The sequence below is a fragment of the Streptomyces sp. NPDC096193 genome, assembly GCF_040302905.1.
Taxonomy (GTDB): domain Bacteria; phylum Actinomycetota; class Actinomycetes; order Streptomycetales; family Streptomycetaceae; genus Streptomyces.
Genome location: NZ_JBEOSJ010000026.1, coordinates 55,383 through 77,310, shown reverse-complemented (window position 1 = coordinate 77,310; position 21,928 = coordinate 55,383). Strand labels below are relative to the sequence as shown.

General features: G+C 70.9%; 26 protein-coding genes. 13 read left to right on the top strand and 13 right to left on the bottom strand.

The genetic code is table 11. From position 1 onward, the window contains the following. The first annotated feature begins 125 nt into the window (after positions 1-125). The gene (locus tag ABTX78_RS29590) at positions 126-1,949 is read left to right on the top strand and encodes an AMP-dependent synthetase/ligase (protein ID WP_352209841.1); all 1,824 of its coding nucleotides are present in this window, start codon (positions 126-128) and stop codon (positions 1,947-1,949) included. Positions 1,950-2,093: 144 nt separating this feature from the next. Here ABTX78_RS29590 and ABTX78_RS29585 read toward each other — a convergent pair whose 3' ends face one another. From ABTX78_RS29585 to pqqA, 6 genes are read right to left on the bottom strand one after another with little or no spacing between them, the layout of a single operon-like run. Beyond that, complete coding sequence (locus tag ABTX78_RS29585; protein WP_352209840.1) at positions 2,094-2,876, bottom strand: Tat pathway signal sequence domain protein; 783 nt, start codon at positions 2,874-2,876, stop codon at positions 2,094-2,096. A 57-nt stretch (positions 2,877-2,933) separates the two neighbouring features. Further along, positions 2,934-4,058, bottom strand: coding sequence for a pyrroloquinoline quinone biosynthesis protein PqqE (gene pqqE, locus ABTX78_RS29580; protein WP_352209839.1), 1,125 nt, complete (start codon positions 4,056-4,058; stop codon positions 2,934-2,936). Beyond that, positions 4,055-4,345, bottom strand: coding sequence for a pyrroloquinoline quinone biosynthesis peptide chaperone PqqD (gene pqqD, locus ABTX78_RS29575; RefSeq protein WP_352209838.1), 291 nt, complete (start codon positions 4,343-4,345; stop codon positions 4,055-4,057). Before pqqD ends, pqqE begins: the two co-directional genes overlap by 4 nt. Positions 4,346-4,371: 26 nt before the next feature. Continuing rightward, positions 4,372-5,139 (bottom strand): pyrroloquinoline-quinone synthase PqqC, encoded by a 768-nt coding sequence (gene pqqC / locus ABTX78_RS29570; protein ID WP_502994000.1) that lies wholly within the window; start codon positions 5,137-5,139, stop codon positions 4,372-4,374. Next, positions 5,094-5,990 (bottom strand): pyrroloquinoline quinone biosynthesis protein PqqB, encoded by an 897-nt coding sequence (gene pqqB / locus ABTX78_RS29565; protein ID WP_352209836.1) that lies wholly within the window; start codon positions 5,988-5,990, stop codon positions 5,094-5,096. The genes pqqC and pqqB overlap by 46 nt, the downstream gene beginning before the upstream one ends. A gap of 10 nt (positions 5,991-6,000) precedes the next feature. Continuing rightward, positions 6,001-6,111 (bottom strand): pyrroloquinoline quinone precursor peptide PqqA, encoded by a 111-nt coding sequence (pqqA, locus tag ABTX78_RS29560; protein ID WP_352209835.1) that lies wholly within the window; start codon positions 6,109-6,111, stop codon positions 6,001-6,003. A gap of 269 nt (positions 6,112-6,380) precedes the next feature. On the opposite strand from pqqA, the gene ABTX78_RS29555 reads away from it, so the two are divergent. The 3 genes from ABTX78_RS29555 to ABTX78_RS29545 all read left to right on the top strand — a co-directional run bounded on the left by ABTX78_RS29555 (position 6,381) and on the right by ABTX78_RS29545 (position 8,472). After that, positions 6,381-7,214: an aldo/keto reductase gene (locus ABTX78_RS29555; RefSeq protein ID WP_352209834.1), complete on the top strand. Its 834-nt coding sequence runs from the start codon at positions 6,381-6,383 to the stop codon at positions 7,212-7,214. 228 nt (positions 7,215-7,442) lie between these two features. Then, a complete protein-coding gene (locus tag ABTX78_RS29550) occupies positions 7,443-7,853 on the top strand; it encodes a hypothetical protein (RefSeq protein WP_352209833.1) in 411 nt (136 codons plus the stop codon). A gap of 163 nt (positions 7,854-8,016) precedes the next feature. After that, positions 8,017-8,472: an RICIN domain-containing protein gene (locus ABTX78_RS29545; protein ID WP_352209869.1), complete on the top strand. Its 456-nt coding sequence runs from the start codon at positions 8,017-8,019 to the stop codon at positions 8,470-8,472. Positions 8,473-8,487: 15 nt separating this feature from the next. On the opposite strand, the gene ABTX78_RS29540 is transcribed toward ABTX78_RS29545, so the two are convergent. Then, a complete protein-coding gene (locus tag ABTX78_RS29540) occupies positions 8,488-9,354 on the bottom strand; it encodes a class I SAM-dependent methyltransferase (RefSeq protein WP_352209832.1) in 867 nt (288 codons plus the stop codon). A gap of 47 nt (positions 9,355-9,401) precedes the next feature. Further along, positions 9,402-10,343, bottom strand: a complete 942-nt coding sequence (locus ABTX78_RS29535) for an AraC family transcriptional regulator (protein ID WP_352209831.1) — start codon at positions 10,341-10,343, stop codon at positions 9,402-9,404. Between the two features lie 80 nt (positions 10,344-10,423). Between ABTX78_RS29535 and ABTX78_RS29530 the strand changes: the two genes are divergently transcribed. Further along, a complete protein-coding gene (locus ABTX78_RS29530; protein ID WP_352209830.1) occupies positions 10,424-11,260 on the top strand; it encodes an NmrA family NAD(P)-binding protein in 837 nt (278 codons plus the stop codon). Positions 11,261-11,303: 43 nt separating this feature from the next. Here the strand turns inward: ABTX78_RS29530 and ABTX78_RS29525 are convergent, their stop codons facing one another. Continuing rightward, on the bottom strand, positions 11,304-12,257 hold the full coding sequence (locus ABTX78_RS29525; RefSeq protein ID WP_352209829.1) for a helix-turn-helix transcriptional regulator: 954 nt from the start codon (positions 12,255-12,257) through the stop codon (positions 11,304-11,306). Between the two features lie 40 nt (positions 12,258-12,297). On the opposite strand from ABTX78_RS29525, the gene ABTX78_RS29520 reads away from it, so the two are divergent. Together ABTX78_RS29520 and ABTX78_RS29515 are read left to right on the top strand one after the other, a co-directional pair. After that, positions 12,298-12,777: a hypothetical protein gene (locus tag ABTX78_RS29520; RefSeq protein ID WP_352209828.1), complete on the top strand. Its 480-nt coding sequence runs from the start codon at positions 12,298-12,300 to the stop codon at positions 12,775-12,777. After that, on the top strand, positions 12,774-13,235 hold the full coding sequence (locus ABTX78_RS29515) for a hypothetical protein (RefSeq protein WP_352209827.1): 462 nt from the start codon (positions 12,774-12,776) through the stop codon (positions 13,233-13,235). The genes ABTX78_RS29520 and ABTX78_RS29515 overlap by 4 nt, the downstream gene beginning before the upstream one ends. A gap of 298 nt (positions 13,236-13,533) precedes the next feature. Here ABTX78_RS29515 and ABTX78_RS29510 read toward each other — a convergent pair whose 3' ends face one another. Further along, the gene (locus ABTX78_RS29510; protein WP_352209826.1) at positions 13,534-13,839 is read right to left on the bottom strand and encodes a 4a-hydroxytetrahydrobiopterin dehydratase; all 306 of its coding nucleotides are present in this window, start codon (positions 13,837-13,839) and stop codon (positions 13,534-13,536) included. Between the two features lie 97 nt (positions 13,840-13,936). On the opposite strand from ABTX78_RS29510, the gene ABTX78_RS29505 reads away from it, so the two are divergent. Beyond that, positions 13,937-14,443, top strand: coding sequence for an FBP domain-containing protein (locus ABTX78_RS29505; protein WP_352209825.1), 507 nt, complete (start codon positions 13,937-13,939; stop codon positions 14,441-14,443). Positions 14,444-14,452: 9 nt separating this feature from the next. On the opposite strand, the gene ABTX78_RS29500 is transcribed toward ABTX78_RS29505, so the two are convergent. The 3 genes from ABTX78_RS29500 to ABTX78_RS29490 are packed head-to-tail and all read right to left on the bottom strand — an operon-like array spanning position 14,453 to position 17,090. Then, on the bottom strand, positions 14,453-15,985 hold the full coding sequence (locus tag ABTX78_RS29500) for an ATP-dependent DNA ligase (protein WP_352209868.1): 1,533 nt from the start codon (positions 15,983-15,985) through the stop codon (positions 14,453-14,455). Continuing rightward, positions 15,868-16,650 (bottom strand): hypothetical protein, encoded by a 783-nt coding sequence (locus tag ABTX78_RS29495; protein WP_352209824.1) that lies wholly within the window; start codon positions 16,648-16,650, stop codon positions 15,868-15,870. Before ABTX78_RS29495 ends, ABTX78_RS29500 begins: the two co-directional genes overlap by 118 nt. After that, positions 16,647-17,090, bottom strand: coding sequence for a hypothetical protein (locus ABTX78_RS29490; protein ID WP_352209823.1), 444 nt, complete (start codon positions 17,088-17,090; stop codon positions 16,647-16,649). Before ABTX78_RS29490 ends, ABTX78_RS29495 begins: the two co-directional genes overlap by 4 nt. Positions 17,091-17,315: 225 nt before the next feature. Here ABTX78_RS29490 and ABTX78_RS29485 point away from each other — a divergent pair, with 225 nt between their 5' ends. From ABTX78_RS29485 to ABTX78_RS29465, 5 genes are all read left to right on the top strand, one after another. After that, complete coding sequence (locus ABTX78_RS29485; protein WP_352209822.1) at positions 17,316-17,915, top strand: XRE family transcriptional regulator; 600 nt, start codon at positions 17,316-17,318, stop codon at positions 17,913-17,915. A 70-nt stretch (positions 17,916-17,985) separates the two neighbouring features. Continuing rightward, positions 17,986-18,534 carry a toxin-antitoxin system, toxin component gene (locus ABTX78_RS29480; RefSeq protein ID WP_352209821.1) on the top strand — a complete coding sequence of 183 codons (549 nt, stop codon included), beginning with the start codon at positions 17,986-17,988 and terminating at the stop codon, positions 18,532-18,534. Positions 18,535-18,628: 94 nt separating this feature from the next. Next, positions 18,629-19,813, top strand: coding sequence for an MAB_1171c family putative transporter (locus ABTX78_RS29475; RefSeq protein ID WP_352209820.1), 1,185 nt, complete (start codon positions 18,629-18,631; stop codon positions 19,811-19,813). Then, positions 19,810-21,261 carry an FAD-dependent monooxygenase gene (locus ABTX78_RS29470; protein WP_352209819.1) on the top strand — a complete coding sequence of 484 codons (1,452 nt, stop codon included), beginning with the start codon at positions 19,810-19,812 and terminating at the stop codon, positions 21,259-21,261. Before ABTX78_RS29475 ends, ABTX78_RS29470 begins: the two co-directional genes overlap by 4 nt. Before the next feature lie 121 nt (positions 21,262-21,382). Next, the gene (locus tag ABTX78_RS29465; protein WP_352209818.1) at positions 21,383-21,928 is read left to right on the top strand and encodes a hypothetical protein; all 546 of its coding nucleotides are present in this window, start codon (positions 21,383-21,385) and stop codon (positions 21,926-21,928) included.

The window sequence follows — 21,928 nt, the reverse complement described above, 5'->3', positions numbered from 1 at the left end:
TGGCCGGACATCTATGTCTGACCTGTAGTGATGCCATTCGTCCACAGTTCTGCCAGGCCCTCCCGCCGGTCAGCGTGGTGGGGTAGCGTCGCGGCGCTGTGCGGAGCGCCACAAGGAGCAGGCCATTGCGCGAGTTCACTGTCCCCCCGCTGGACGCAGCGCCTCAGGTCGGTGGACTGGCGGATGCGGTGTTCGACCATGCCCAGGAGGATCCCGATCGGGTCGTTCTCGGACGCAAGGACGCGGAAGGACGTTGGCACGATGTGACGTCCGCGCGGTTCCGCGACGAGGTGCTGGCCCTGGCCAAGGGGCTGTTGGCGCACGGGGTGCGGTTCGGTGACCGGGTCGCCCTGATGTCCCGTACCCGCTACGAGTGGACGCTCTTCGACTTCGCCATCTGGACGGTCGGCGCGCACTCCGTGCCCATCTACCCCACCTCCTCGGCGGAGCAGGTCTTCTGGATGCTGCACGACTCCGAGGTCACCGCGTGCATGGTCGAGCACGAGGACCACTCCATGACGGTCGGCTCGGTCATCGACCGGCTTCCGCAGTTGAAACGGCTGTGGCAACTGGACGCCGGAGCCGTGGCGGAGCTGAACGCGGCGGGCGCGCACATCGACGACGAGGTGGTCCACCGGCACCGGCGCGCGGTGACGCCCGACACGATGGCCACGGTGATCTACACCTCCGGGACCACCGGTCGTCCGAAGGGCTGCGTCATCACGCACGCCAACTTCATGTTCGAGACCGACACCCTCATCAAGCGCTGGGAACCGGTCTTCCACTCCAAACCGGGTGACGAGGCCGCGACACTGCTGTTCCTGCCGCTCGCCCACGTCTTCGGCCGCATGGTGGAGATCGCGGCGATCCGCGGCCGGGTCAAGCTCGGCCACCAGCCGGTGCTCCAGGCGAAGGCGTTGCTGCCCGATCTGGTGGCGTTCAGACCGACGTTCATCCTGGCGGTGCCGTACATCCTGGAGAAGATCTACAACGCGGCGCACCGCAGGGCGGAGATCGACGGGAAGACGGGCCCGTTCGAGAAGGCCGTCGATGTGGCGGTGCGCTACGCGGAGGCCATGGAACACAGGGCCTTCGGCCTGGGCCCCGGCCCGTCCGCCGGGCTGCGGATGCAGCACCAGTTCTTCGAGAAGATGGTGTACGGCAAGGTCCGCGACGCGATGGGCGGCCGGGTGCGCCACGCCATGTCCGGCGGCTCCGCCATGGACCGGCGGCTCGGTCTCTTCTTCGAGGGGGCGGGAGTCACCGTCTTCGAGGGCTACGGACTCACCGAGTCGAGCGCCGCGGCGACGGCGAACCCCCCGGAGCGCACCCGCTACGGCACGGTCGGCCAGCCGATCCCTGGAACCACGGTCCACATCGCGGAGGACGGCGAGGTGTGGCTTCACGGCCAGCACGTGTTCGCGGGCTATCTGGGCGACCCCAAGTCGACCGACGCGGTGCTGCACGACGGCTGGCTGGCGACCGGCGACCTCGGGGCGCTGGACGAGGACGGCTATCTGACGATCACGGGCCGCAAGAAGGAGATCCTGGTGACCTCCGGCGGCAAGAGTGTGTCGCCGGTGGGGCTGGAGGAGCGCGTACGGGCGCATCCGCTGATCAACCAGTGCATCGTGGTCGGCAACGACCGTCCCTACATCGCGGCGCTGGTCACCGTCGACCAGGAGGCGGTCGACCACTGGCTGGCGATGCAGGACAAGGCACCGCTGGCACCGGCGGATCTGGTGCGTGACCCGGATCTGGAGATGGAGGTCCGCCGGGCCGTGGTGGCCGCCAACACCCTGGTCTCGCAGGCGGAGTCGATCCGCACGTTCCGCATCCTGGCCCACCCGTTCAGCGAGGAGCACGGACTGCTCACCCCGTCGCTGAAGCTGAAGCGGAAGGCGATCGAGGCGGCGTACGCGGTCGAGGTCGACGCGCTCTACCGCTGACGACGCGGCGAACTGGCCGGCTCGCGGCACGGCGAACTGGCCGGCTCGGCATCGCGAACCGCCCGGCGCCGGGCAGCTCGGTCACCGCGCGCAGCCGGCCGTACGTGCCGCTGTCGTACGCCTTCGCCGTACCGACGCCCATCCTCAGACGAGCTGATAGCCGCGCATCTCGGTGAGGAGCATGTGGCAGTTCTGGAGTGAGCCCGAACTGTCGCCCAGGGAGCGGTAGATACCCCACTTGGGGCGCACCCGGTCCGCGAGGAAGGTGTCGACACCCGACTTCGACGCGTCGATCACGGTGGTCCCGCCGTTCTTGAGGATCCAGCGGACGGAGCCGGCCGTGCCGTTGCCGATCCTGATCTGGAAGTCGACGTCGATCCATTTGTTGTGCAGCGGTTCGAGGTTGGTCCGCCCGACGAGGACATCACCGGATATGACCTTCAGCTCGATGGTCTGTACGCCGTTCACCCGGCGCAGCGACTGCACGACGATCGGGGACGACCCGGTGCCCGGCTGCTTCATCTGCATGATGTGCGTGAAGCTGGTGGTCGCCTTCAGCGTGCTCGGGATGAACATGCGGTAGGTGACCCGCCAGGTCTGGCCCGACGTCCACTGAAGCGACGAGCTGCCGTTGCGGCAGCCGGTGACCTCGTGGCGCTGCCGGTCCGTCGCGGTGTCGCGGTCCACGGTGTGCATGGTGAAACGGAAGTTGTCGCCTTCGGTGGTGATGTGGGGCGCGGCCGACGTGTGCGAGTCGGCCCGGTCGTCCTCGATGGTCTCGAAGGCCCGCAGTTTGTCGGTGCGTGCCGACGGGGACCAGCGCAGCTGCCAGCCGGCGGCGGCGGCCTGTGACATGAGTCCGGGCAGCCCGGCCGCGACGGCGCCGCCGAGTGCCGCTCCAAGGACTGCTCTGCGTGATGCGGTCATCTGTCCTTCCCCTCACTGCGAGTCATCGCGAGCCGTTGCGAGTTGCGAGTCGTTCGTTCAGGACGGGACGGGCGCCGAGACCGTGGACGGCGGCTTTTCCGCGCGGTAGACGTACGCGGGGGCGGCAGCGGGCTCCGGCAGATGCGTGCGGTCGACGAGATCGCGTACGAGAGCGTGGTCGGGAGCGAGCGAGCAGACCGGGTCCGTGCGGGTGGCCTCGCCGGTGAGGGCGTACGCCTGGCACCGGCACCCGCCGAAGTCCTGGGTGCGCAGCTCGCAGCCACGGCACGGCTCCCGCATCCAGCCCTCGCCGCGGTAGGCGTTGAACGCCTTCGAGTCGCGCCAGATCCACTCCAGGGAGTGGTCCTTGACGTTCGGGGCGTCCAGACCCGGCAGCGCGGCGGCCGCCGGGCAGGGGTACACCGTCCCGTCCGGTGCCACGGTGAGCGAGCGCGCGCCCCAGCCGCCCATGCAGGGCTTGGCCTTGCCGTCCACGTAGTCGGGCCCGACCCACACCAGGTCCATCCGGCCCACGAGCCGCGGCCTCCACCGTTCGACGCGGGCCACCGCCTCGGCGATCTGCCGTCGGGCCGGCAGCAGGGCGTCCCGGTTGCGCAGCGCCCAGCCGTAGAACTGGGTGTTGGCGAGTTCGATCCGCTCCGCGCCCCAGGCGAGGCCGAGTTCGATCAGTGCGTCGAGGGAGTCGAGATTGTCGCGGTGGAGGACGACGTTGAGACCGAGCGGCAGGTCCGCCTCGCGCACCAGACGCGCCGCTCGTGCCTTCGCGGCGAACGAGCGTGCTCCGGCGATGCGTTCGGACGCCGTGGGGTCGGCGTGCTGCACGGAAAGCTGCACACTGCGCAGCCCCGCTGCGACGAGCGCCGCGAGGCGTTGCTCATGGAGTCCGACGCCGCTGGTGACGAGCTGGGTGTGAACGCCGGCGCCGTCAGCCGCCGCGACGATCTCGGTGAGATCGCGGCGCAGCAGCGGCTCGCCCCCCGACAGATGACTCTGCACAACGCCCAGCTCGGCAGCCTGTCGGAAGACGTCCGCCCACTGCTCTGTGGTCAGTTCACGCGACCGACCAATGAGTTCGAGGGGGTTGGAGCAGTAGACGCAGTGCAGCGGACAGCCATGGCTCAGCTCGGCGAGCAGGGCCCAAGGTGGTTCGATTCCGGTCACCTGATCCAGCCCTCCTTGCGCATCCGTTCCAGGAACTGCGGGACGTCGTCGGCCACCGGCGCTCCCGGGTGCCGTGCGGCCAGTTCGGCCACGATCGTGCCGACGTTCCGTTCGCCGTCGCAGAGACGGACGATGTCCCCGGCGTGGCCGCGCAGCACGACCACGCGTTCCGGCAGGACGAGCAGGTCGGTGCCGCGCACCCGGTCGTGCCGGAAGACCACCGACCGTGACAGCACCGGTTTCCAGGTGCCGACCGGGCCCCCGCCGGTCCCGTTCGTTCCTCTCACGCCCTATGGGGCGGCGGCGTTGTCGGTCATGTGCTCTCCCCCGCCCGGTCGACCGCGTCGAGCAGGGACCAGAGCACCTCGCATTTGAACCGGAGCGCGGCGACCGCCGCCTCCTGACCGCGTCGCGTGTCGGCCCAGCCGAGGACCAGCGCGAGGGCCTCCTGACTGTCGCGACTGCCCTGTCCGATCCGGTCGCGGAAGTAGGCCAGACCGTCGGCGTCGATCCACCGGTAGTGGCGCTCGAAGGCGTTGATGCGGGTGCGCATCATGGTGGGGGCCGCGAGTTCGGTGAGCGAGGAGGCGACCGCTTCGAGAGGTGGACGCAGCCGACAGAAGTTGACGTATCCCTCGACCGCGAGCCTGACGCCGGGGAGCACTTCGGCGCCCGAGGTGAGGCGCTGCCGGTCGATGCCGGCGGCTTCGCCGAGCCGCAGCCAGCGCTCGATGCCGCCTTCCCCCTCGACGAGCCCGTCGTGGTCCTGGATCCGGCGCAGCCACGAGCGGCGCAGCGCGGGGTCGTCGAACGCGGCGACGATCAGGGCGTCCTTGACCGGGATGTGGCGCTGGTAGTGGAAGCGGTGGACGATCCACCGCCGCAGTTCTGCGCGGCTGAGGTGGCCCTGGTGCATGCGGACGTTGAAGGGATGGCGGTCGTGGTAGCGCTCGGCGGGCACGGCACGCAGGCGTGCGGTGAACTCCTCGGCGCTCCACAGCTCGCCGGTGCCCGTGGAGGGCGGGGCGACTGCGCTCACAGCTCGATCACCATTCGGTCGGCGGCGACCTCGAGTCCCCATGCGCCGAGTTGGTCGTGCTGCGCGGCGTCCGGATCCACGAGGGGGTTGGTGTTGTTCAGGTGTGTGTACAGGCAGCGGGCGCGCAGGCCGGCCAGGCGCTCCGCGGTGCCGCCCGGTCCCGCGATGGGCAGGTGCCCCATGGCGGTCGCGGTCCCCGAGGAGATCCCCGTGCGCAGGGGCTCCTCGTCGTCCCAGAACGTTCCGTCGACGATGACGCAGTCGGCTGCCTCGGCCGCTTCCTGGAACTCGCCGGTCCAGCGGGCGAGCGCCGGTGCGTACAGGAGGCTGCGGGCGGTCGCCCTGTCGCGCAGCCGCAGGGCGACCACCCAGGTCGGGTCGTCGGGGCCGGTGCCGACGGCGTACCGCGGCCGTTTGGCCGAGACGGGGACGGCGGCAATGTCGACGGTGCCGCACTTGTGGAGGGAGGCCGTCTCGGTGGTCAGCTCCCGCCATTCGATGCGGGTGTAGGGGGAGAGCACCTCGCCCAGCCGTAAGCGCCGGAGCAGTGCCTCCCGTACGGGTCCGGTGGCGAGGATGCCGAAGCCGTCCGCCTCGCGCAGCCGGGCGATGCCCAGGGTGTGGTCGAGTTCGGCGTCGGTGAGGACCACTCCCGTGACGGGCGATTCGCGTGGGCCGGGGCCGGGCCGGAGGGTGTGGCTGTCCTCGATCTGGTCGCCGATGTCGGGGGTGGCGTTGACGAGGAACCAGCTGCCCTCGTCCGCGCACACGGCGAGTGAGGCGTGGCGGCGGCGCCGGTGCGGGTGCGCGCGCGCCCCGGCGCAGCCGGGACACGCGCAGTTCCACTGGGGCAGTCCGCCGCCCGCCGCGGTGCCGAGCACCTGCAGCAGCATGGCGGCGGGGCTACCGGTCGGTGAGGGCGTAGGCGGTGACTTCGAGCGCGGTCTCGACGACCTCGAACTCGGGAGCCTGCCAGGGGACCGTCTCCTCCGGTGTTTCCTGGGTGTCGTTCATGAGCGGTGCCTGCCTTCCTGAGGTGTGGGGGTCAGGATCGATTCAGGGTCTGCTGCTCGGTGACACAGGGTGGTGCAGCTGAATCACCGTTCACATGAGCGACCGGCGTTCAGTGATGTGCCATAGCGTTCCGCCTTGACGGAACGCGGTCAATGGTCCGGACCGAGAACGCCGGAGCCGTATCGGCCAACTTCCCTGGCGGGAATGCGCTCGGCAGGTTGATCGTTGACGATGGGAGTACCAACCGACGACGTAAGGATCGACCGCTCGTGAGCAAGGTCCCCTCCATCACCCTCAACAACGGCGTCGAGATGCCGCAGCTCGGGTTCGGTGTCTGGCAGGTACCGGACGACGAGGCGACGCAGACGGTTTCCACTGCTCTGGAAGCCGGTTACCGCAGCATCGACACCGCGGCGGCCTATGGGAACGAAGAGGGCACCGGACGCGCCATCGCCGAGTCCGGCATCCCGCGCGAGGACCTCTTCGTCACCACCAAGCTGCGGAACGGCGACCAGGGTTACGACGCGACGCTCCGCGCCTTCGACACCTCGCTGACGAAGCTCGGCCTCGACCACGTGGATCTGTATCTGATCCACTGGCCATTGCCCTCGCGGGGTCTGTACGTGGAGACGTACAAGGCTTTCGAGAAGCTTCTCGCGGACGGCCGCACCAGGGCCATCGGTGTCTCCAACTTCCTTCCGGAGCACCTCGAGCACCTGATCGCGGAGACCTCGGTCGTGCCCGCGGTGAACCAGATCGAGCTGCATCCCCAGCTTCAGCAGACCGCGTCGCGCGACGTCCACGCCCAGCACGGCATCGCCACCGAAGCGTGGTCCCCGCTCGGCTCGGGCAGGGGCCTGCTGGATGTCCCGACGGTGGTCGCCGTCGCCCGGAAGCACGACCGCACGCCGGCCCAGGTGGTGCTCCGCTGGCACCTCCAGGTCGGCAATGTGGCAATCCCCAAGTCCGTGACCCCCTCGCGCATCCGGGAGAACCTCGACGTCTTCGACTTCGAGCTGGACGGCGACGACCTGGCGGCTTTCGCGGCCCTGGACGAGGGGAAGCGACTGGGCCCGGACCCGGCGACGTACAACGCCGGCTGATCTCCACCCGCGCCCCGAGCGCTCAGCGCCGTCCGGCTCCCGCCGGGCGGCGCTTCGCCGTTTTGGGCCGCCCCCGGCCTTCGGATCCCCGGAACGGCCCTCCCCGAATGGCGGGCTTCCGCCGGTCGTGGTATTCCTTTCACCGCATGCGCGTCGTCTCGTCATATTTACTGGCGGTATGCCTACTTTTGGTGCTCCGAACGAACCTGCACCCCTGGAGGCAGTCCGATGGAGCGCATCAAGAAGGCAACCGTCACCGGCATCACCACCGCCGCTCTGCTGGCCGGGTCGATCGGCGTTTCCATGGCCGTCGTCGACTCGGCACCCTCGAAGACCGTGACCGCTCGCGACAACGGACGCGACGAACGCCCGGCCCTCACGGCGAGAGCCACCAAGCGCGGCGTCGCCGCGTGGCAGCAGTTCCGTGTGTACGGGTCGGCCAAGCAGCTTCCCCCCGGCACCCGTGTGCGTCTCCAGCAGCGGCAGGGCGGTCACTGGACGACCCTCCCCGCGTCGATGAACACCACGCGCAAGGCCACCTACAAGATGCGCGTCTACCTCGGCTTCAAGGGCCGCAACACGCTGCGCATCGTCGGCGGCGGCATGGCGTCGGCCCCCTTCACCGTCACGGTGCGCTGATCCGGTCCCTCCCCGGAGACGGACAATGCCCTCGTCGGCCGCGGCAGCGGCGACGAGGGCATTCCGTATGCCCTCCCGCGCCCCTCTCGTCCATGTCCTCGGCGCCCCTCTCGTACGATCGTTCCGCGTGAACGTCACGGCGCCGGACAAGGAGTACGGGAAATTGAGCGGTCCCTTCAGACCTGGCCGTCATCTGGTGCGCAACGTCGGCAGCGGGCTGCTCCTGGAGGTGTACGGCGGGGTCCGGGGCAGTGGGGCCGTCGTCCAGCAGGGCAAGGAGACCGGCGCCCCCGGACAGCAGTGGCAGATCGACCCGGTGCCGAACGGCAGCGGACTCCACCACTTCGTGAGCGTCGTCAGCGGCAAACGGCTCGACGTCGCCGACGCCTCCACCGAGAACGGTGCCCGTATCCAGCAGTGGCGCCCCAACAACTTCGGCGCCCAGGAGTGGATCATCGAGCGGCATCTCGACGCGCCGGGCACCGTCACCATCGTCAGCCTCATCAGCGGACTACTCCTCGAAGTCGCCGACGGCAGCACCGAGGACGGCGCACGCGTGCGGCAGTGGGAGGACACCGACTCGCCCGGTCAGTGGTGGCGGCTCGAACCCTGCCCGTGACCGGGCCCGCGGCCGTCAGCCGCGCCGGGCGGTGTGCACCGTGCGCGCGGTGAGCATGAAGGCGTCCGGGCGGCGCGCCAGACCGTGTTCGTCGTGCGGGTCGAGCAGCCGGTCCAGTACGGCGACGTCGTCCGGAGCCAACAGCCCGTCCAGCACCTTCCGTTGCCAGGCGAAGGCCGAGGCCAGCTGCTCGCGTACCGTCCGGGGCACCGGCGCGGGGATGTCGAGGAGGAAGGACCGTGTGCCGCTCGGTGTGAGGCCCACCGCCGCCATCAGCGCCCGCCAGTCCTCGATCTCGTCCTTCGCACCCGGCAGTTCGGCGCGCATGCCGAGGAACCACTCGGCGGCGGCCGCGTCCAGGCGTGCCTCAAGGCCCGGCCGTCCGATGCCGATGTCGCGCGGCAGATGGCGGGCGGGCAGTCCGCCCTCCACCACGGCCAGCAGGCCGCCCGGGCGCAGCAGCCGGGAGAAGCCGGCGAGAGCCGCGCGCTGGTCGCCGATGTGGTGCAACGAGGAGCCCGCCCAGATCAGGTCCGCCTCGCCCAACGCGGCGAAGTCGTCGGGCAGTTCGGCGTGCAGGGTACAGATCCGGCCGCCGAGGCCGGCCCGCTCGGCACGGGCCCGTGCGAGTTCCAGGAGCGGGACGGTCGCATCGACCGCCACGACCTCGGCGTACGGAAAGGCCTCGGCGAGTACCAGGCTCATCACCCCCGGTCCGCTGCCGATGTCGAGGATCCGCCGGACGCCCGCCGCCGGCACCTGCTCTCCGAGCCAGGCCACGGCCTGGCGGTTCACGGGTCCCTGGAGCTCCGCGCCGCGTTCCAGCAGCGGGCTCATCTCGTCCCAGTCGATGTGGCTCTTGTCGTGGTGGTGACTGCTCATGTCCTCACCCTGTCGCGCCGGTGCCGATTCGGCGAGCCTTGTTGCGGTTACGGCAAAACACTGTTCGCGCGGTGCGTCATCGGGCTCATCCCGCGGACCCGCTTGAAGGCGGCGCTCAGCGCGAAGGAACCGCTGTAGCCGACCTTCCTGGCCACCGCCTCGATGGTGGCATCGCTCTCGCGCAGCAGGTCCGCCGCCAGGTCGAGCCGCCAGGTGGTGAGATAGCCCATCGGCGGCTCGCCCACCAACTCGTGGAAGCGGCGCGCCAGTTGAGCGCGTGACACCCCGCACTTGGCGGCGAGGGACGCGACCGTCCAGGGGTGGGCGGGATCGTCCTGGAGCAGGCGCAGCGCGCGGCCCACCACGGGGTCGCCCATGGCCACGTACCAGGCGGGCGCCTTCGCGTCCGGCCGGGAGAACCATGCCCGCAGGACGGCGATGAGCATCAGGTCGAGGATCCGGTCGAGCACCACGCTCTGGCCGGGCTCGTCCCGTGAGATCTCGTCGTCGAGGACCGGCATGAGGGGGCAGTTCCACTCGTCGGCGGTGAGATGGACCAGCGGGGGCAGGGCGTCCAGCAGTCTCGCCGAGACCTCGCCCTTCATCTGGTAGGTGCCGACCAGCATCACGGACGAGCCGTGCGGGTCGTTGCCCCAGCTCCGCACACCCAGCGCCATGGAGATGGCGAGCGGTTCGCCGCGCAGGGTGTGGCAGGTGCCGCCGGGGCCGATCAGCGCCAGCGGCTCGGTCCGCAGGTCGTCGCCCGCGGTGTAGCCGCCCGGTCCCCTGGCGATCGCCACGTCACCGGGCCGCAGCAGCACCTCGTCGCCGGCGTCCGAGCTGATCCACGTCTGCCCCTCGGTGACACACATCAGCGAGAGTGGGGCCTGGTCCTCGATCCGCACGGACCAGGGCGGCTCCATCACCATCCGCAGCAGGAAAGCGCCTCGGGCACGCGGTCCGTCGAGCAGCCCGGCAAGAGCGTCCATGACTCCAGCGTAGACGCAGAAACATGTCATTGAGCCTTTGCAGCATGGAGAGTCCAGAGCGCGGCCGCGAATCTGGACGCATGACAGAGAACCCGAAGCAGGAAACGGTGTTGGTGACGGCGGCCACGGGCAAGACGGGTCACCGGGTGGCGGAGCGGCTCACGGAGCGCGGGGTGCGGGTGCGGGCGGGCTCGCGCCGCGGCGCGGTCCCCTTCGACTGGGAGGACCCCTCGACCTGGGCCCCGGCGCTCGGTGGCGCGGACGCGGCCTATGTGACGTACTACCCCGACCTCGCGGGTCCCGGCGCCACCGAGGCGATGCGGGCCTTCGGGCAGGCGGCGGCCGCGGCCGGCGCGGGGCGACTGGTGCTCCTCTCCGGCCGTGGCGAGCCGGAGGCCGTGAAGGCCGAGAGCGCGCTGCGCGAGGCGGGCGTGCCGCTCACCGTCGTACGCGCCAGCTTCTTCGCGCAGAACTTCAGTGAGGGCCCGATGGCCGAGGGTGTGGCCCACGGCGAGCTCGTCTTCCCGGCGGGCGGCACGGCCGAGCCGTTCATCGACGCGGACGACCTGGCGGACGTGATGGTCGCCGTCCTCACCGAGGAGGGCCACATCGGCGAGACGTACGAGGTGACGGGCTCGCGGCTGCTGACCTTCCAGGAGGCGGCCGAGGAGATCGAGCGGGCGACCGGCCGCGAGGTGCGTTATGTGCCGGTGTCCGGCGAGGAGTACCAGGGGATGCTCCAGCAGGTCGGGCTTCCCGCGCAGGACGCGGAGTGGCTGGTCGAGCTGTTCACGATGCTGATGGACGGGCACAACGCCTCGACCACGGACGGCGTCCGGCAGGTACTGGGCCGTGCGCCGAGGGACTTCGCGGACTACGCCCGGGACGCGGCGAAGGCCGGCGCCTGGGCGGCGTGAGGCCTGCGGTCCCGGGGGACGAGCGCGGTCGGTACGCCGCCGGTCAGCCGCCGGCGTAGAGTGCCGCGAGCTCGCGGACCGTCCCCGCCATCCGGGCACGGAGTTCGTCGGGTTCGAGGACCTCGATGCCCGTGCCCAGCGCCAGGAATTCGCGATGGGCGTGATCGAGCGACTCGATGGGGAGCGACGCGCGGATCCAGCCGTCCGGTTCGGCCGTGCCGGTGTCCGCGAGCGCCTGCGCCACGGGCCCGGTCAGTCCCTCGGCGGCGGGCGAGATCCGCACGAGCGCCCGGCCGCTGTACAGCCGGGCGTGGAAATCGGCCTGGTGGCGCTGCCAGTGGGCGGCCAGATCGAACCCGGGCGGCGGTTCGAACACGCTCCCGTCGCAGGAGAGTCGAAGGATCTGGTCGACGCGGTACGTGCGCGGACCGGGGGCCGCGACGACGTACCAGCGCCCCGCCTTGAGCACCAGACCGTACGGTTCCAGACGGCGGTCCACATCGGTCGGCTCCTTCCAGCGGCGGTAGCGGACATGGATCACCCGGCTGTGCCAGACCGCCTCGGCGACCTGGGTCAGATACGGCACCGCTTCGTCGGGGGCGTACCAGCCGGGTGCGTCCAGATGGAAGCGCGAGCGCATCCGGTCGGCCTGGTCGCGCAGTTCGGCGGGCAGCGCGGCCCGCAGTTTGAGCTGGGCGGCGGCGAGGTCCGAGCCGAGGCCGAGTTCGGCGGCGGGTCCCGGGACGCCGGACAGGAACAGGGCTTCCGCCTCGCCGGCGGACAGCCCCGTCAGCCGGGTGCGGTAGCCGTCGAGCAGTCGGTAGCCACCGGCATGGCCGGCGTCCCCGTACAGCGGGACACCGGACGCGTGCAGAGCCTCGATGTCCCGGTAGACGGTCCGGACCGACACCTCCAGCTCCTGCGCGAGGGCGGCGGCGGTCATCCGGCCCCGGGTCTGGAGCAGCAGAAGGATCGACACAAGACGGCTGGACTTCACTGACACAGGATGTCAGTGAAGCGGCTCTAGCGTCCTGCCCATGAGTTTCGCCGAGAAGTTGCTGTTCGTGCCGCCACCGATCGAGGTGGGCGGCCGTCGGATCAAGCGCTACCACGTCACGAGGGACCCGGCCGGGATGGAGCCCGCGGTCGAGAAGGCCGCGTACGAGATCCTGCCGACACTGCTGCCGGAGCCGGACGGTACGCCTGCGGCCGCGTTCGTCGTCCTCCACAGGGGAGAGGACGACGGCGCGTACCTCAACGCGTACAGCTGGGTCTGGGACAACGCCGTGCACTTCGCGGGCGCGGCGGCCGGACAGCCCGTGCTGGACTGCCCGGACCGTGATCCGACCCATTTCATCAGGTTGTCCAAGCCCTGGATCGGCTGTGTGTACGAGCTGCCGCCGGTGGTGCACGAGCGGGACGCCTGGGTACGGCATGTGCTCACGCCCGACGTTCCCGATCTGGACGCCTATCTCGCCGACTCGCTGACCGAGGGAACGACCGGGGGGCGCTCATGAGCACGACGGACTTCGACTTCCTGGTCGGTGAGTGGGTCGTCGCGAACCGCCGCCGCACGGATTTCCTGGACGGGACGAGCGCGTGGGAGGAGTTCACGGCGATGAGCCAAGCGTCACGTCACTTCGACGGCGGGGCGAACGTCGACGAGATCGTCTTCCCGTCGCTGGGGTTCCGCGGTCTGACGCTGCGGCTGTACAACCCGGACCGCGACGAGTGGTCGCTGTACTGGGCGAACGACCGTTCCGGCGCGCTGTTCCCGCCGGTGGTGGGGCGCTTCGGCGAGGACGGGCGCGGTGAGTTCCACGGGGACGACACGCACGACGGGAAGGACGTGCGGGTGCGGTTCGTCTGGTCCGGCATCAGCGACACGACGGCGCGCTGGGAGCAGGCGTTCTCGGTCGACGGGGAGCGGACCTGGGTGACGAACTGGGTGATGGACATGTCGCGGCCGGGTTAGGCGGTGTGCCGGGGCGGGCGCGTTCCGCCGGCCGGGCTGATGTCGGCGGCTGACGTTGTCGGCGCGGCCGGTGTCGCCGGCACGGCTCGTGCTTTCGACGCGTGTTTCGGCTCGGCTCGGCTGGTGTTTTCGGCGCGGCAGGTTTCACCTGCGCGGCTGGTGTTTTCGGCGCGGCCGGTTCACCTGCTCGGCCGGTGTCGCCGGCGCGGCCGATGCTCGGCGACGGTGCCGGACCGCGGGCCTGGCGACGCGGCTGCCGGGCCGGCCGGACCGCGGTCGTGCCCGGCACGCTCCGGGATCAGCTCGCGCCGTGCCCGGGCGCGAGCTGCTCCACCCGTCGCGCCAGTGTGAAGTCCTTCTCGGTGACCGCCCCGCCCGCGCTGTGGGTGTGCACCGTCAGCGAGACGCTGTTGTAGCCGAGCGTCAGGTCGGAGTGGTGGTCCAGCTCCTGCTGGACCCGCGCGATGTGCACGACCATCGCGGTGGCCGCGAAGTGGTCGGCGAGCCGGTAGGACCGGGCGATGCGGTCTCCCTCCAGCGACCAGCCGGGCAGCTCCGCCAGCCTGTCCTCGATCTCCTTCTGCGACAGCGGCTCTGTGGCCATGACCAGGGTCCCTTCGGCTGCGGATGAGTGGGCGGAGGCGGCTTCGGCCACCATAAAGGGGATGCCCACTCCCACGCGATCTGTGTACCTTCCACCGGTGGAAGCGCTGACCGAAAAACAGATTCGCGGCTCGTTCGTCAACTGCACCAAGGGCGAGGCGACCCGCCTGAAGCTCCCCGCCGACTTCGGGCAACTGCCCTGGGGCGATCTCGACTTTCTGGGCTGGACCGATCCGGGGGCTCCGCTGCGGGCCCACGTCGTGCTCCCCCGTGCGGACGGCCCGGTGGGCATCACGCTCCGGGTGCCCTCCGCCGGGCGGACCAGCGCCATCAAGTCGAGCATGTGCCATGTGTGCCTCACACCGCACGCGTCGTCCGGGGTGACCCTGTTCGCCGCACCCCTGGCGGGCGCGGCGGGGCGGGGCGGGAACACCGTGGGCACCTACCTCTGCTCCGACCTCGCCTGCTCGCTCTACATCCGCGGCAAACGGCAGCCGAAGCTGCGGACCGGGGTGGACGCGGAGACCATCACCGAGCAGGAGCGCATCGACCGAACGGTCGCCAATCTGACGGCCTTCGCCGAGAAGGTGCTGGGCACGCGCTGACCGCGCCGCTCAGCCCCGGGACCGGAGGACCTGCTCGATGGTGTCGGCCTCCTGCGCCGGCTTGTCGGTGCGGTGACGCAGCACCCGGGCGAAGCGGAGCGTGACGCCCGCGGGATAGCGGGGAGAACGCTGGATTCCGTCGTACGCGATCTCCACGACCAGTTCGGGACGGACCCGGACGGTGAACCCGTCGTCGTCGACGGCGAGTTCACGCAGCCGGTCCGTCTGCCAGCGCAGCATCTCGTCGGTCAGCCCCTTGAAGGTCTTGCCGAGCATGACGTACGTACCGTCGGAGGCGCGGGCGCCGAGGTGGAGGTTGGACAGCAGGCCCGTGCGGCGTCCGTGCCCCCATTCGGCGGCCAGGACGACGAGGTCCAGGGTGTGGACGGGCTTGACCTTCAGCCATGAGCGGCCTCGCCGGCCCGCGACATAGGCGGAGTCGAGTGCCTTGACCAGGACGCCTTCATGACCGCGGCGCAGTGTCTCGGCGAAGAACTCCTCGGCGGCGGCGACCTGTTCGGTGTCGCCGGGGTCGGCGACGACATGGCGGCGGACCCGCATGGGCTCCGGCACGAGGCGGGCGAGGACGGCGTGCCGTTCGCCGCCCGGGAGGTCGAGTGTCTCCTCGCCGTCGGCCGCCAGTACGTCGAAGAAGACGGGAGAGACGGGCAGCGTGGCGCGGGCCGCGTCGACGTCGACCCGGGAGCCGACGCGGGAGGCGATCTCCTGGAAGGAGAAGGGGCGGCCGTCCCGGTCGAGTGCGATCACCTCGCCGTCGAGGATGAACCGATCCCCCGTCATCTTCCTTGCGGAGTCGACGACTTCGGGAAGCCGGTCGGTGATGTCGTCCAGTGAGCGGGTGTAGATCCTGATCTCGTCGCCGCTGCGGTGCACCTGGACGCGGATGCCGTCGAGCTTCTCCTCGACCACGCAGGGCGCGTCGAGGGTCATGACGGCTTCGGTGACCGACTTCGCCGTGTGGGCGAGCATCGGCTGCACGGGGCTGCCGACGCGCAGCCGGAACTCCGCGAGCGCCGCCGGCCCGTCGGCGAAGAGCGCGCCCGCGACGCGCGGCAGCGATCCGTCCAGCATCACCGCCCGGCGTACGTCCTCGGCGGGGGCGCCCGCGGCCTTGGCGACGGCCTCCAGGGCCACGGCGTCCAGCGCGCCCTGCCGCACCTCGCCCGTCAGCAGACGCGTCAGGAACTGCTGCTCCTCGGCCGTGGAGGCCGCCATCAGATCGCGGACGAGGCGTTTGCGCTCGTTCTGGGAGCCGGCGCCCTGGAGTCCGGCGAGCGCGGTGAGTGCCGCATCGGTCTCGGGAACGGTGAGCGCGGCGGTCTCCGCGGGCGCAGGACGCTCCTTGAGCACGCTCCAGCCGATTCCGATGCGGCCCTGCGGGACCCGCCCGGAGAGATACGAGATCACGAGCGCGACATGCTCGGGCCGGGTGTCCGCGAACAGCTCGGCGAGGAGTGCGATCTTCCGTGAGCGTGCCGAAGTGGCGGCCACGTCCCTGGACACGTCGGCGACTCGAGCCAGCAGCATGCGGCCATGGTGCCCCGAAGGAGCGCGGGACGCACGCGCAGGGGGTCAGCCCTGTCGGAGCCGGGGTGTCGCACCGAGCACCCACAGCTCCCCGGACCGGCGCCGCGCAGCGGGTCACGCCCACCGGAGGCCGGGCACGCTGCCGGGCCCCGAGCCGAGCACCACAGCTCCCCGGACGGCGGCAGGTCCCCCGGTTCACCTGCCAGGCCCGCGGACAGGAACGGCTCGCGGGCGAAGAGCCGGGGGATGGTCCATCTCGCGGCCAGCCCCTGAGCCGGCTCGCCCCGCGGCCCGGCGCACAGGAAGCCGATCTCGTGATCGGCGGCCGCGTCCGCGAGGCGTTCCCGCTCGTCGTCGCTGGTCCGGCCCATCTGGAGCCAGACGGAACCGATGGGCAGCTGCGGCAGTACATAGGGGACGACGGCCCCAACGAGGATCTCCGGGTTGCGGCACACGGTCACGGTGATCTCCGTCCCGGCCAGCCGGTCCGTCCACTCCCCACCCCGGCCCGCCTTCAGCGCGATCGCGGCGGCCTCGCCGGCGCCCAGTTCTTCCGGCAGGATCCAGGTGCCGACATCCGCACCCGCCGCGCGCAGTTGCTCGGAGATCCGCCGTGCGTCGCCCGCGGATCCGAGCACGGTGGCGTGGCGGAACGTCATGCGGGCGGCTTCGCAGTGCCCGCGCGGGCACGGGATGCGCGGATGCCGTCCTTGGCGCTCTCCCAGGCCGCGGGCTCGGCGGTGGTCGTGAGCAGCGGGACGCCCATACGGCCGGCGAAGCTGCGGGTCGCGGCGGGGCAGACCCGTGGGCCGTGCGAGACAACGGCCACCACCAGCCCGGCCGCCTTGTGTTGCGCGAGATCGCACAGCATCCGGTCGACGGCCGAGGCGGTGGCCCCCTCGAGCGCCGGCTCGGTGATCCTGAGGACCACGAGGGCGCCCGCAGAGTGCGAGAAATCGCTCCGCACCGCGAGCAGTTCGTCCTGCCCGACAGTGACCAGGCTTCTCACCTCGGTCGCCGCCAGCAGCGCCCCGTGTCGCTCGACGAACCGCAGTTGAAGCTCCGAGCATTCCTCGGCCAAGTGTCTGAGTGTGGGCATGTCCCCCCTCACGCCGACAGCACTTGGGACTGCACTCTGCAGCGTGATCCTCGTCTCCGCGGCACGCACATGTCAACTTCTCTTACCCTGCTGGGTAATAATTTCTGTCGCCCTCGGTGGCTCACCCACATCCGGAGCGGATATTCTCCGGGCGCAGCCGCCGCACCGCCCGGACCGGCCGCCGTACCGCACGGATCAGTCCTCGAACCCCAGGGAGACGCACCGGTGAGTGACGCACGCGCCGCCCTGGCCGAGACCCTGAGGACGATTCACGCGATCGTCGACGAAGCGGGGCTGCGCCGCGAGGACGTCCTCGACGCGGCGGCGCTTTCGTTCGAGACCGGCATCCCCGAGGAGACCGTCACGGCGCTCCTCGATGGTGAGTCCGTCGAAGAGGTGGAGCTCGGGGAGCGGGTGAGCCAGCGGTTCAGGTTTCTGCGGGAGACCCGGCCGCGGCCCGGCGACGGCAAGGAGTACTCGCTGCCCGAGATCGCCGCGTCGTTCGGGGCGTCGCGGCAGTCGCTGACGCCCCTGGCCAAGGGAACCGGCAAACCGGGCCTCCAACACGCGTTCAGCATCGAGAAGTTCTTCGGCGTCCCCACCGGGTTCCTGACGACCGAGGCGGTCCCGGCGCTCGACCGGGCCCTCCAGTCGGTCCTGAAGGACCTGCGGGAACTGCATCCGCTCACCGCCCTGATGGCCAGTCACGACATCCAGGAGATCGCTCTGCGGTCGGGGAAACTGAAGGGGCTGTCCGACGACAGCAGGCGGTTGCTCTGGGAGACTCTGGACGCCCTCTTCGAACGCGACAGCAAGGGCCAGTAGCGTTGTCCCGTGCAGAGCGGGGCCCGGACGTGGGCCCGCGCCGGGGCGGGCTTCGAGCGGGGAGTGGGCTGTGGGCGGCAGAGCCAGGGAGATGCGCCGGTTGTGCGCGCAGTTGTCCACGAGCCTGGAGCTGCCCGTTCCCGCCGATCCGGCGCGCCTGTTCGAGGAGCTCGCGGCGACGCTGAGCGCCCAACGACAGCGCGAACTCCGCCTGCGCTTCGTCGCGTTCCCGCCGGGAACGGCGAGCGGGATCTGGGCGGACCGGGGCGACCACGATCTGATCGCGGTCGAGGAGGCTGCGGCGCCGCAGCATCAACTCGTCATCCTGGGCCACGAGATCTGGCACATGCACGCCGGGCACGGGGCTGGACACGCGGGCGCCTCCTCCGCGGCGCGGTCCGTCACCGAGGAGGGGGATCTCCAGGAGGTCATCGTGCGTGCCGCTGCCCGGACGGACTTCGCCGACAAGGAGGAGAGGGCAGCGGAGTTGTTCGGCATCATGCTGGGGGCCGAACTCCGTCCGTGGCTGGAGGGTCATCCCGGCGGCGCGGCTCCGGAGGGTTTGGCGGGCCGGCTCCAGGCGTCCTTGGGCCGCCACGGCGTCCAGGGACGACGGTGAACGACGGAGGGCGCACCGTCACGAGCACGACCGCGGGCGAGCACCGCACTCCGCCCGTGACGCCGCCACCGCGGACAACGCACGGCGGTGGCACATGGACGATCTGAGCATGACGATTCCGGCGCTCTTCGTCTTCGCCGCGTTCCTGCTGAAGCTGCCGGCGTTGCGGCGCAATCCGCAGGACGTACTCCTGCGGGCGGTGTGCGGACTGCTGCTCGTGGCGGGCCTGGTGTTCCTGCTGGGTGCGGTGCCGGTGATCGCCGCGGTCAACCGCGTCACCGGCGTCCCGAACCTCGCGGCGCCGCTGGTGTACAGCGTGCTGAGCGCGTTCAGCGGCGCCTGTGTCGTCCTCGTCCTGATCTGGCGCACCGGCCCGACCCCCCGGACGATGCGCGCCTGCCGTCTGTGCGTTTTCGGCTACGGCGCCGTGATCGTGTCGCTCAACGCCCTGTTCGTGCTCGGGGACGCGCCGGTCGAGCGGCTGCGGGACCTGGACACCTACTACGCGAACACACCGTTCATCCGCGAGATGATCGTCCTGTATCTGCTGGCTCACACCGTCGCGGCCGTGGTGGTGACCGTCCTGTGCTGGCGCTGGTCGCTGCGGGTCGGTGGCATGCTGCGGGTCGGTCTCGTGCTGATCGTCGTCGGCTATCTGCTCAACCTGGGCTACGACGCGGCCAAGCTCAGCGCCGTCGGGGCACGGTGGGCCGGGCACGACTGGGACAGCCTGAGCACCGATGTGGCCCGCCCCATCGCATCGGCGTCCGCCGTCCTGATCGGCATCGGCTTCGTCCTGCCCCACCTGGGGCAGCGCCTCGGCATCAGCTGGCGTACGGCCGTCCGTCTACGCCAACTGCGCCCGTTGGCACATGAGTTGGGGGGCACCACGGGCTACGGCTCCCCCGGGGTGGCCATCGGGCGGTGGGCCTCGCTGGAACTGCGGCTGACCCAGCGCGAAGCCGCCATCCACGACGCCATCATCCATCTGCGTCCGTACTTCGACCAGGCGCTGCACCGCGACATCAACGACTCCGCACTGGCGCGGGGGCACTCCCCCACCCAGGCGAGGATCGTCGCCGACGCCGCCATGATCGCGGTCGCCGGCAAGGCGCAGACGGCGGATCCGGGGCGGACAACCCTTGCCGAAGGCGCGGAAAGCGTGCAACCTTCCACACGAGCGGACGATCTTGTGCAGATGTCCCGTGCGCTGCGCCGCTCGCCACTCGTCCACGAAGCGTGCCGCCGCACGGCACTGTCCGGAAGCAGCAGCCCATGAGCGAACCCTCCAGACCCACCCGGACCGGCACGCCCCGCAGGGCGGTCATCGTCGGAGGAGGACTCGCCGGAATGCTGGCCGCGGCCGCATGCCGGGCGTTCGTGGACGACGTCACCATCGTGGAACGCGATGTGCTGCCGAGCGGCCCGGAGCCCCGCAAAGGCCTCCCGCAGGCGCGCCATGCTCACATGCTGTGGTCCGGGGGCGCCGACGCCATCGAGGCACTCGTACCGGGCGTGACGGGCAAACTGCTGGATGCCGGGGCGCGGCGCATACCCCTGCCCTCCGGTGTGGTGACCCTGTCGCCGGAGGGCTGGTACCGACGCTGGCCGGAGTCCCACTACGTCATGGGGTGCAGCCGCGACCTGCTGGACTGGGCGGTTCGCGAGCGGGTGCTGCGCGACGAGCGCATCCAGGTGATCTCCCGGGCCGAACTGCTGGGCCTGACCGGTGACACGAGCAAGGTCGACGGCGTACGCCTGCGGCTGGCCGACGGGACCGAACAGCGGCTGGCGGCCACCCTGGTCGTCGACGCGGGCGGCCGTGCCTCCCGCGGTCCGCAGTGGCTGCGGGAGCTGGGCGCCGGACCCGTGCGGGAACTCACCGTCGACGCGGGCGTCGTGTACGCGAGCCGCTTCTACCGCGCCCCCAAAGGCAGCGAGAACTGCCCGATCATCAGCATCCAGGCGGACCCGCGGCTGCCCCGGCCCGGCCAGGTCGCCACGATCATCCCCATCGAGAACCAGCAGTGGCTGGTGAGCCTCTCGGGCACCCGGGGCGGCCGGCCCACCGACGACGAGTCGGCCTACGTGGACTTCGCCAAGAGCGTCCGGCACCCGCTGGTGGGTGAACTCCTGGCGCATGCAGAGCCGTTGAGTGAGATCACGGTGACGCGCAGCACCGTGAACCGGCGCCGGCTCTTCGAGAGGGTCCGCAACGCCCCGGAGGGCTATGTGGCGCTCGGCGACGCCCTGACCGCCCTCAACCCCGTCTACGGGCACGGCATGTCGGTGGCGGCGCTGGGCGCGCTCGCGCTGCGCACCGAGCTGAGACGCTCAGGGTCCGCGGCACCCGGCTTCGCCCGCCGGGCCCAGCGGGCCGTCGCCCGCCCCGCCGGAGTGGCCTGGGCCCTGGCGACCGGGCAGGACATCTTCTTCCCCGGCTCCCGGGGCCGGCGGCCGCACGCCGTCGACCGGTTGCTGAGCCGCTATGTGAACCGGCTGGCCGAGACGTCCACGGGCTCCTACTACATGGCCAAGGCGGTCTCGGACGTGATGACTCTGCAGGCCGGGCTCGGCCGGCTGCTCACGCCCGGTGTGCTGCTCGCGGCCCTGCGCGGACCCCTGCGCCCCCAGTTGGAGGGACCGCCGCTGACGTCCGAGGAGCTCGCCATCCTCACCTCGGCCGACACCGGCGCGGACCACGCTCCCGCGCCGGAGGCTCCGTGACACATGCCCGGTTCGCCAGGCTGCTGCGAGGGGCCGGAGCGGGTCGGTACCGTGTGGTCTCACGCGGGCGTTCGCCGCACCGCCGCCGTCCCGACGACAACTCTCAACCGGGGGGAGTGAAGTGAGCCGAAAGAGCGCCATGCGCGAGCTCCGCAACGACCTGGCGCGCGCACTGGAGCAGGCCCGGCCGTCCGAACCCGACGAGGTGTTCGCCGTCATGTGCGCCCAGCTCGGCAAACGGCGCGGCAGGCCGGTGATCCACCGCCTGGTGGACTTTCCGCCGGAGACGGCGAGCGGGCTGTACCTGGACATGGTCGACCGGGACATCATCTGCGTCCAGGCCAACACCCGGCCCTTCCACCAACTGGTCATCTTCGGCCACGAGGTCTGGCACATGATGGCCGGGCACGGGAGTCACACGGAGCACGGCGAGGTCGGCACGTCCGTCGCGGCGCGCCTCGTCACGGACGGTGCCGACATCGATGCCACCGTGCAGAACCTGGCGGCGCGTACGGACTTCCGGCAGGCGGAGGAGACCGAGGCGGAGACCTTCGGGCTGGAGCTCGGGACCCATCTGCGGGGCTGGCTGGAGGGCTCGGCCACCGCCGCGCCGCGCAACGAACTGGCCGAGCGCATCCAGCAGTCGCTCGGCCGACGCCGGACCTGA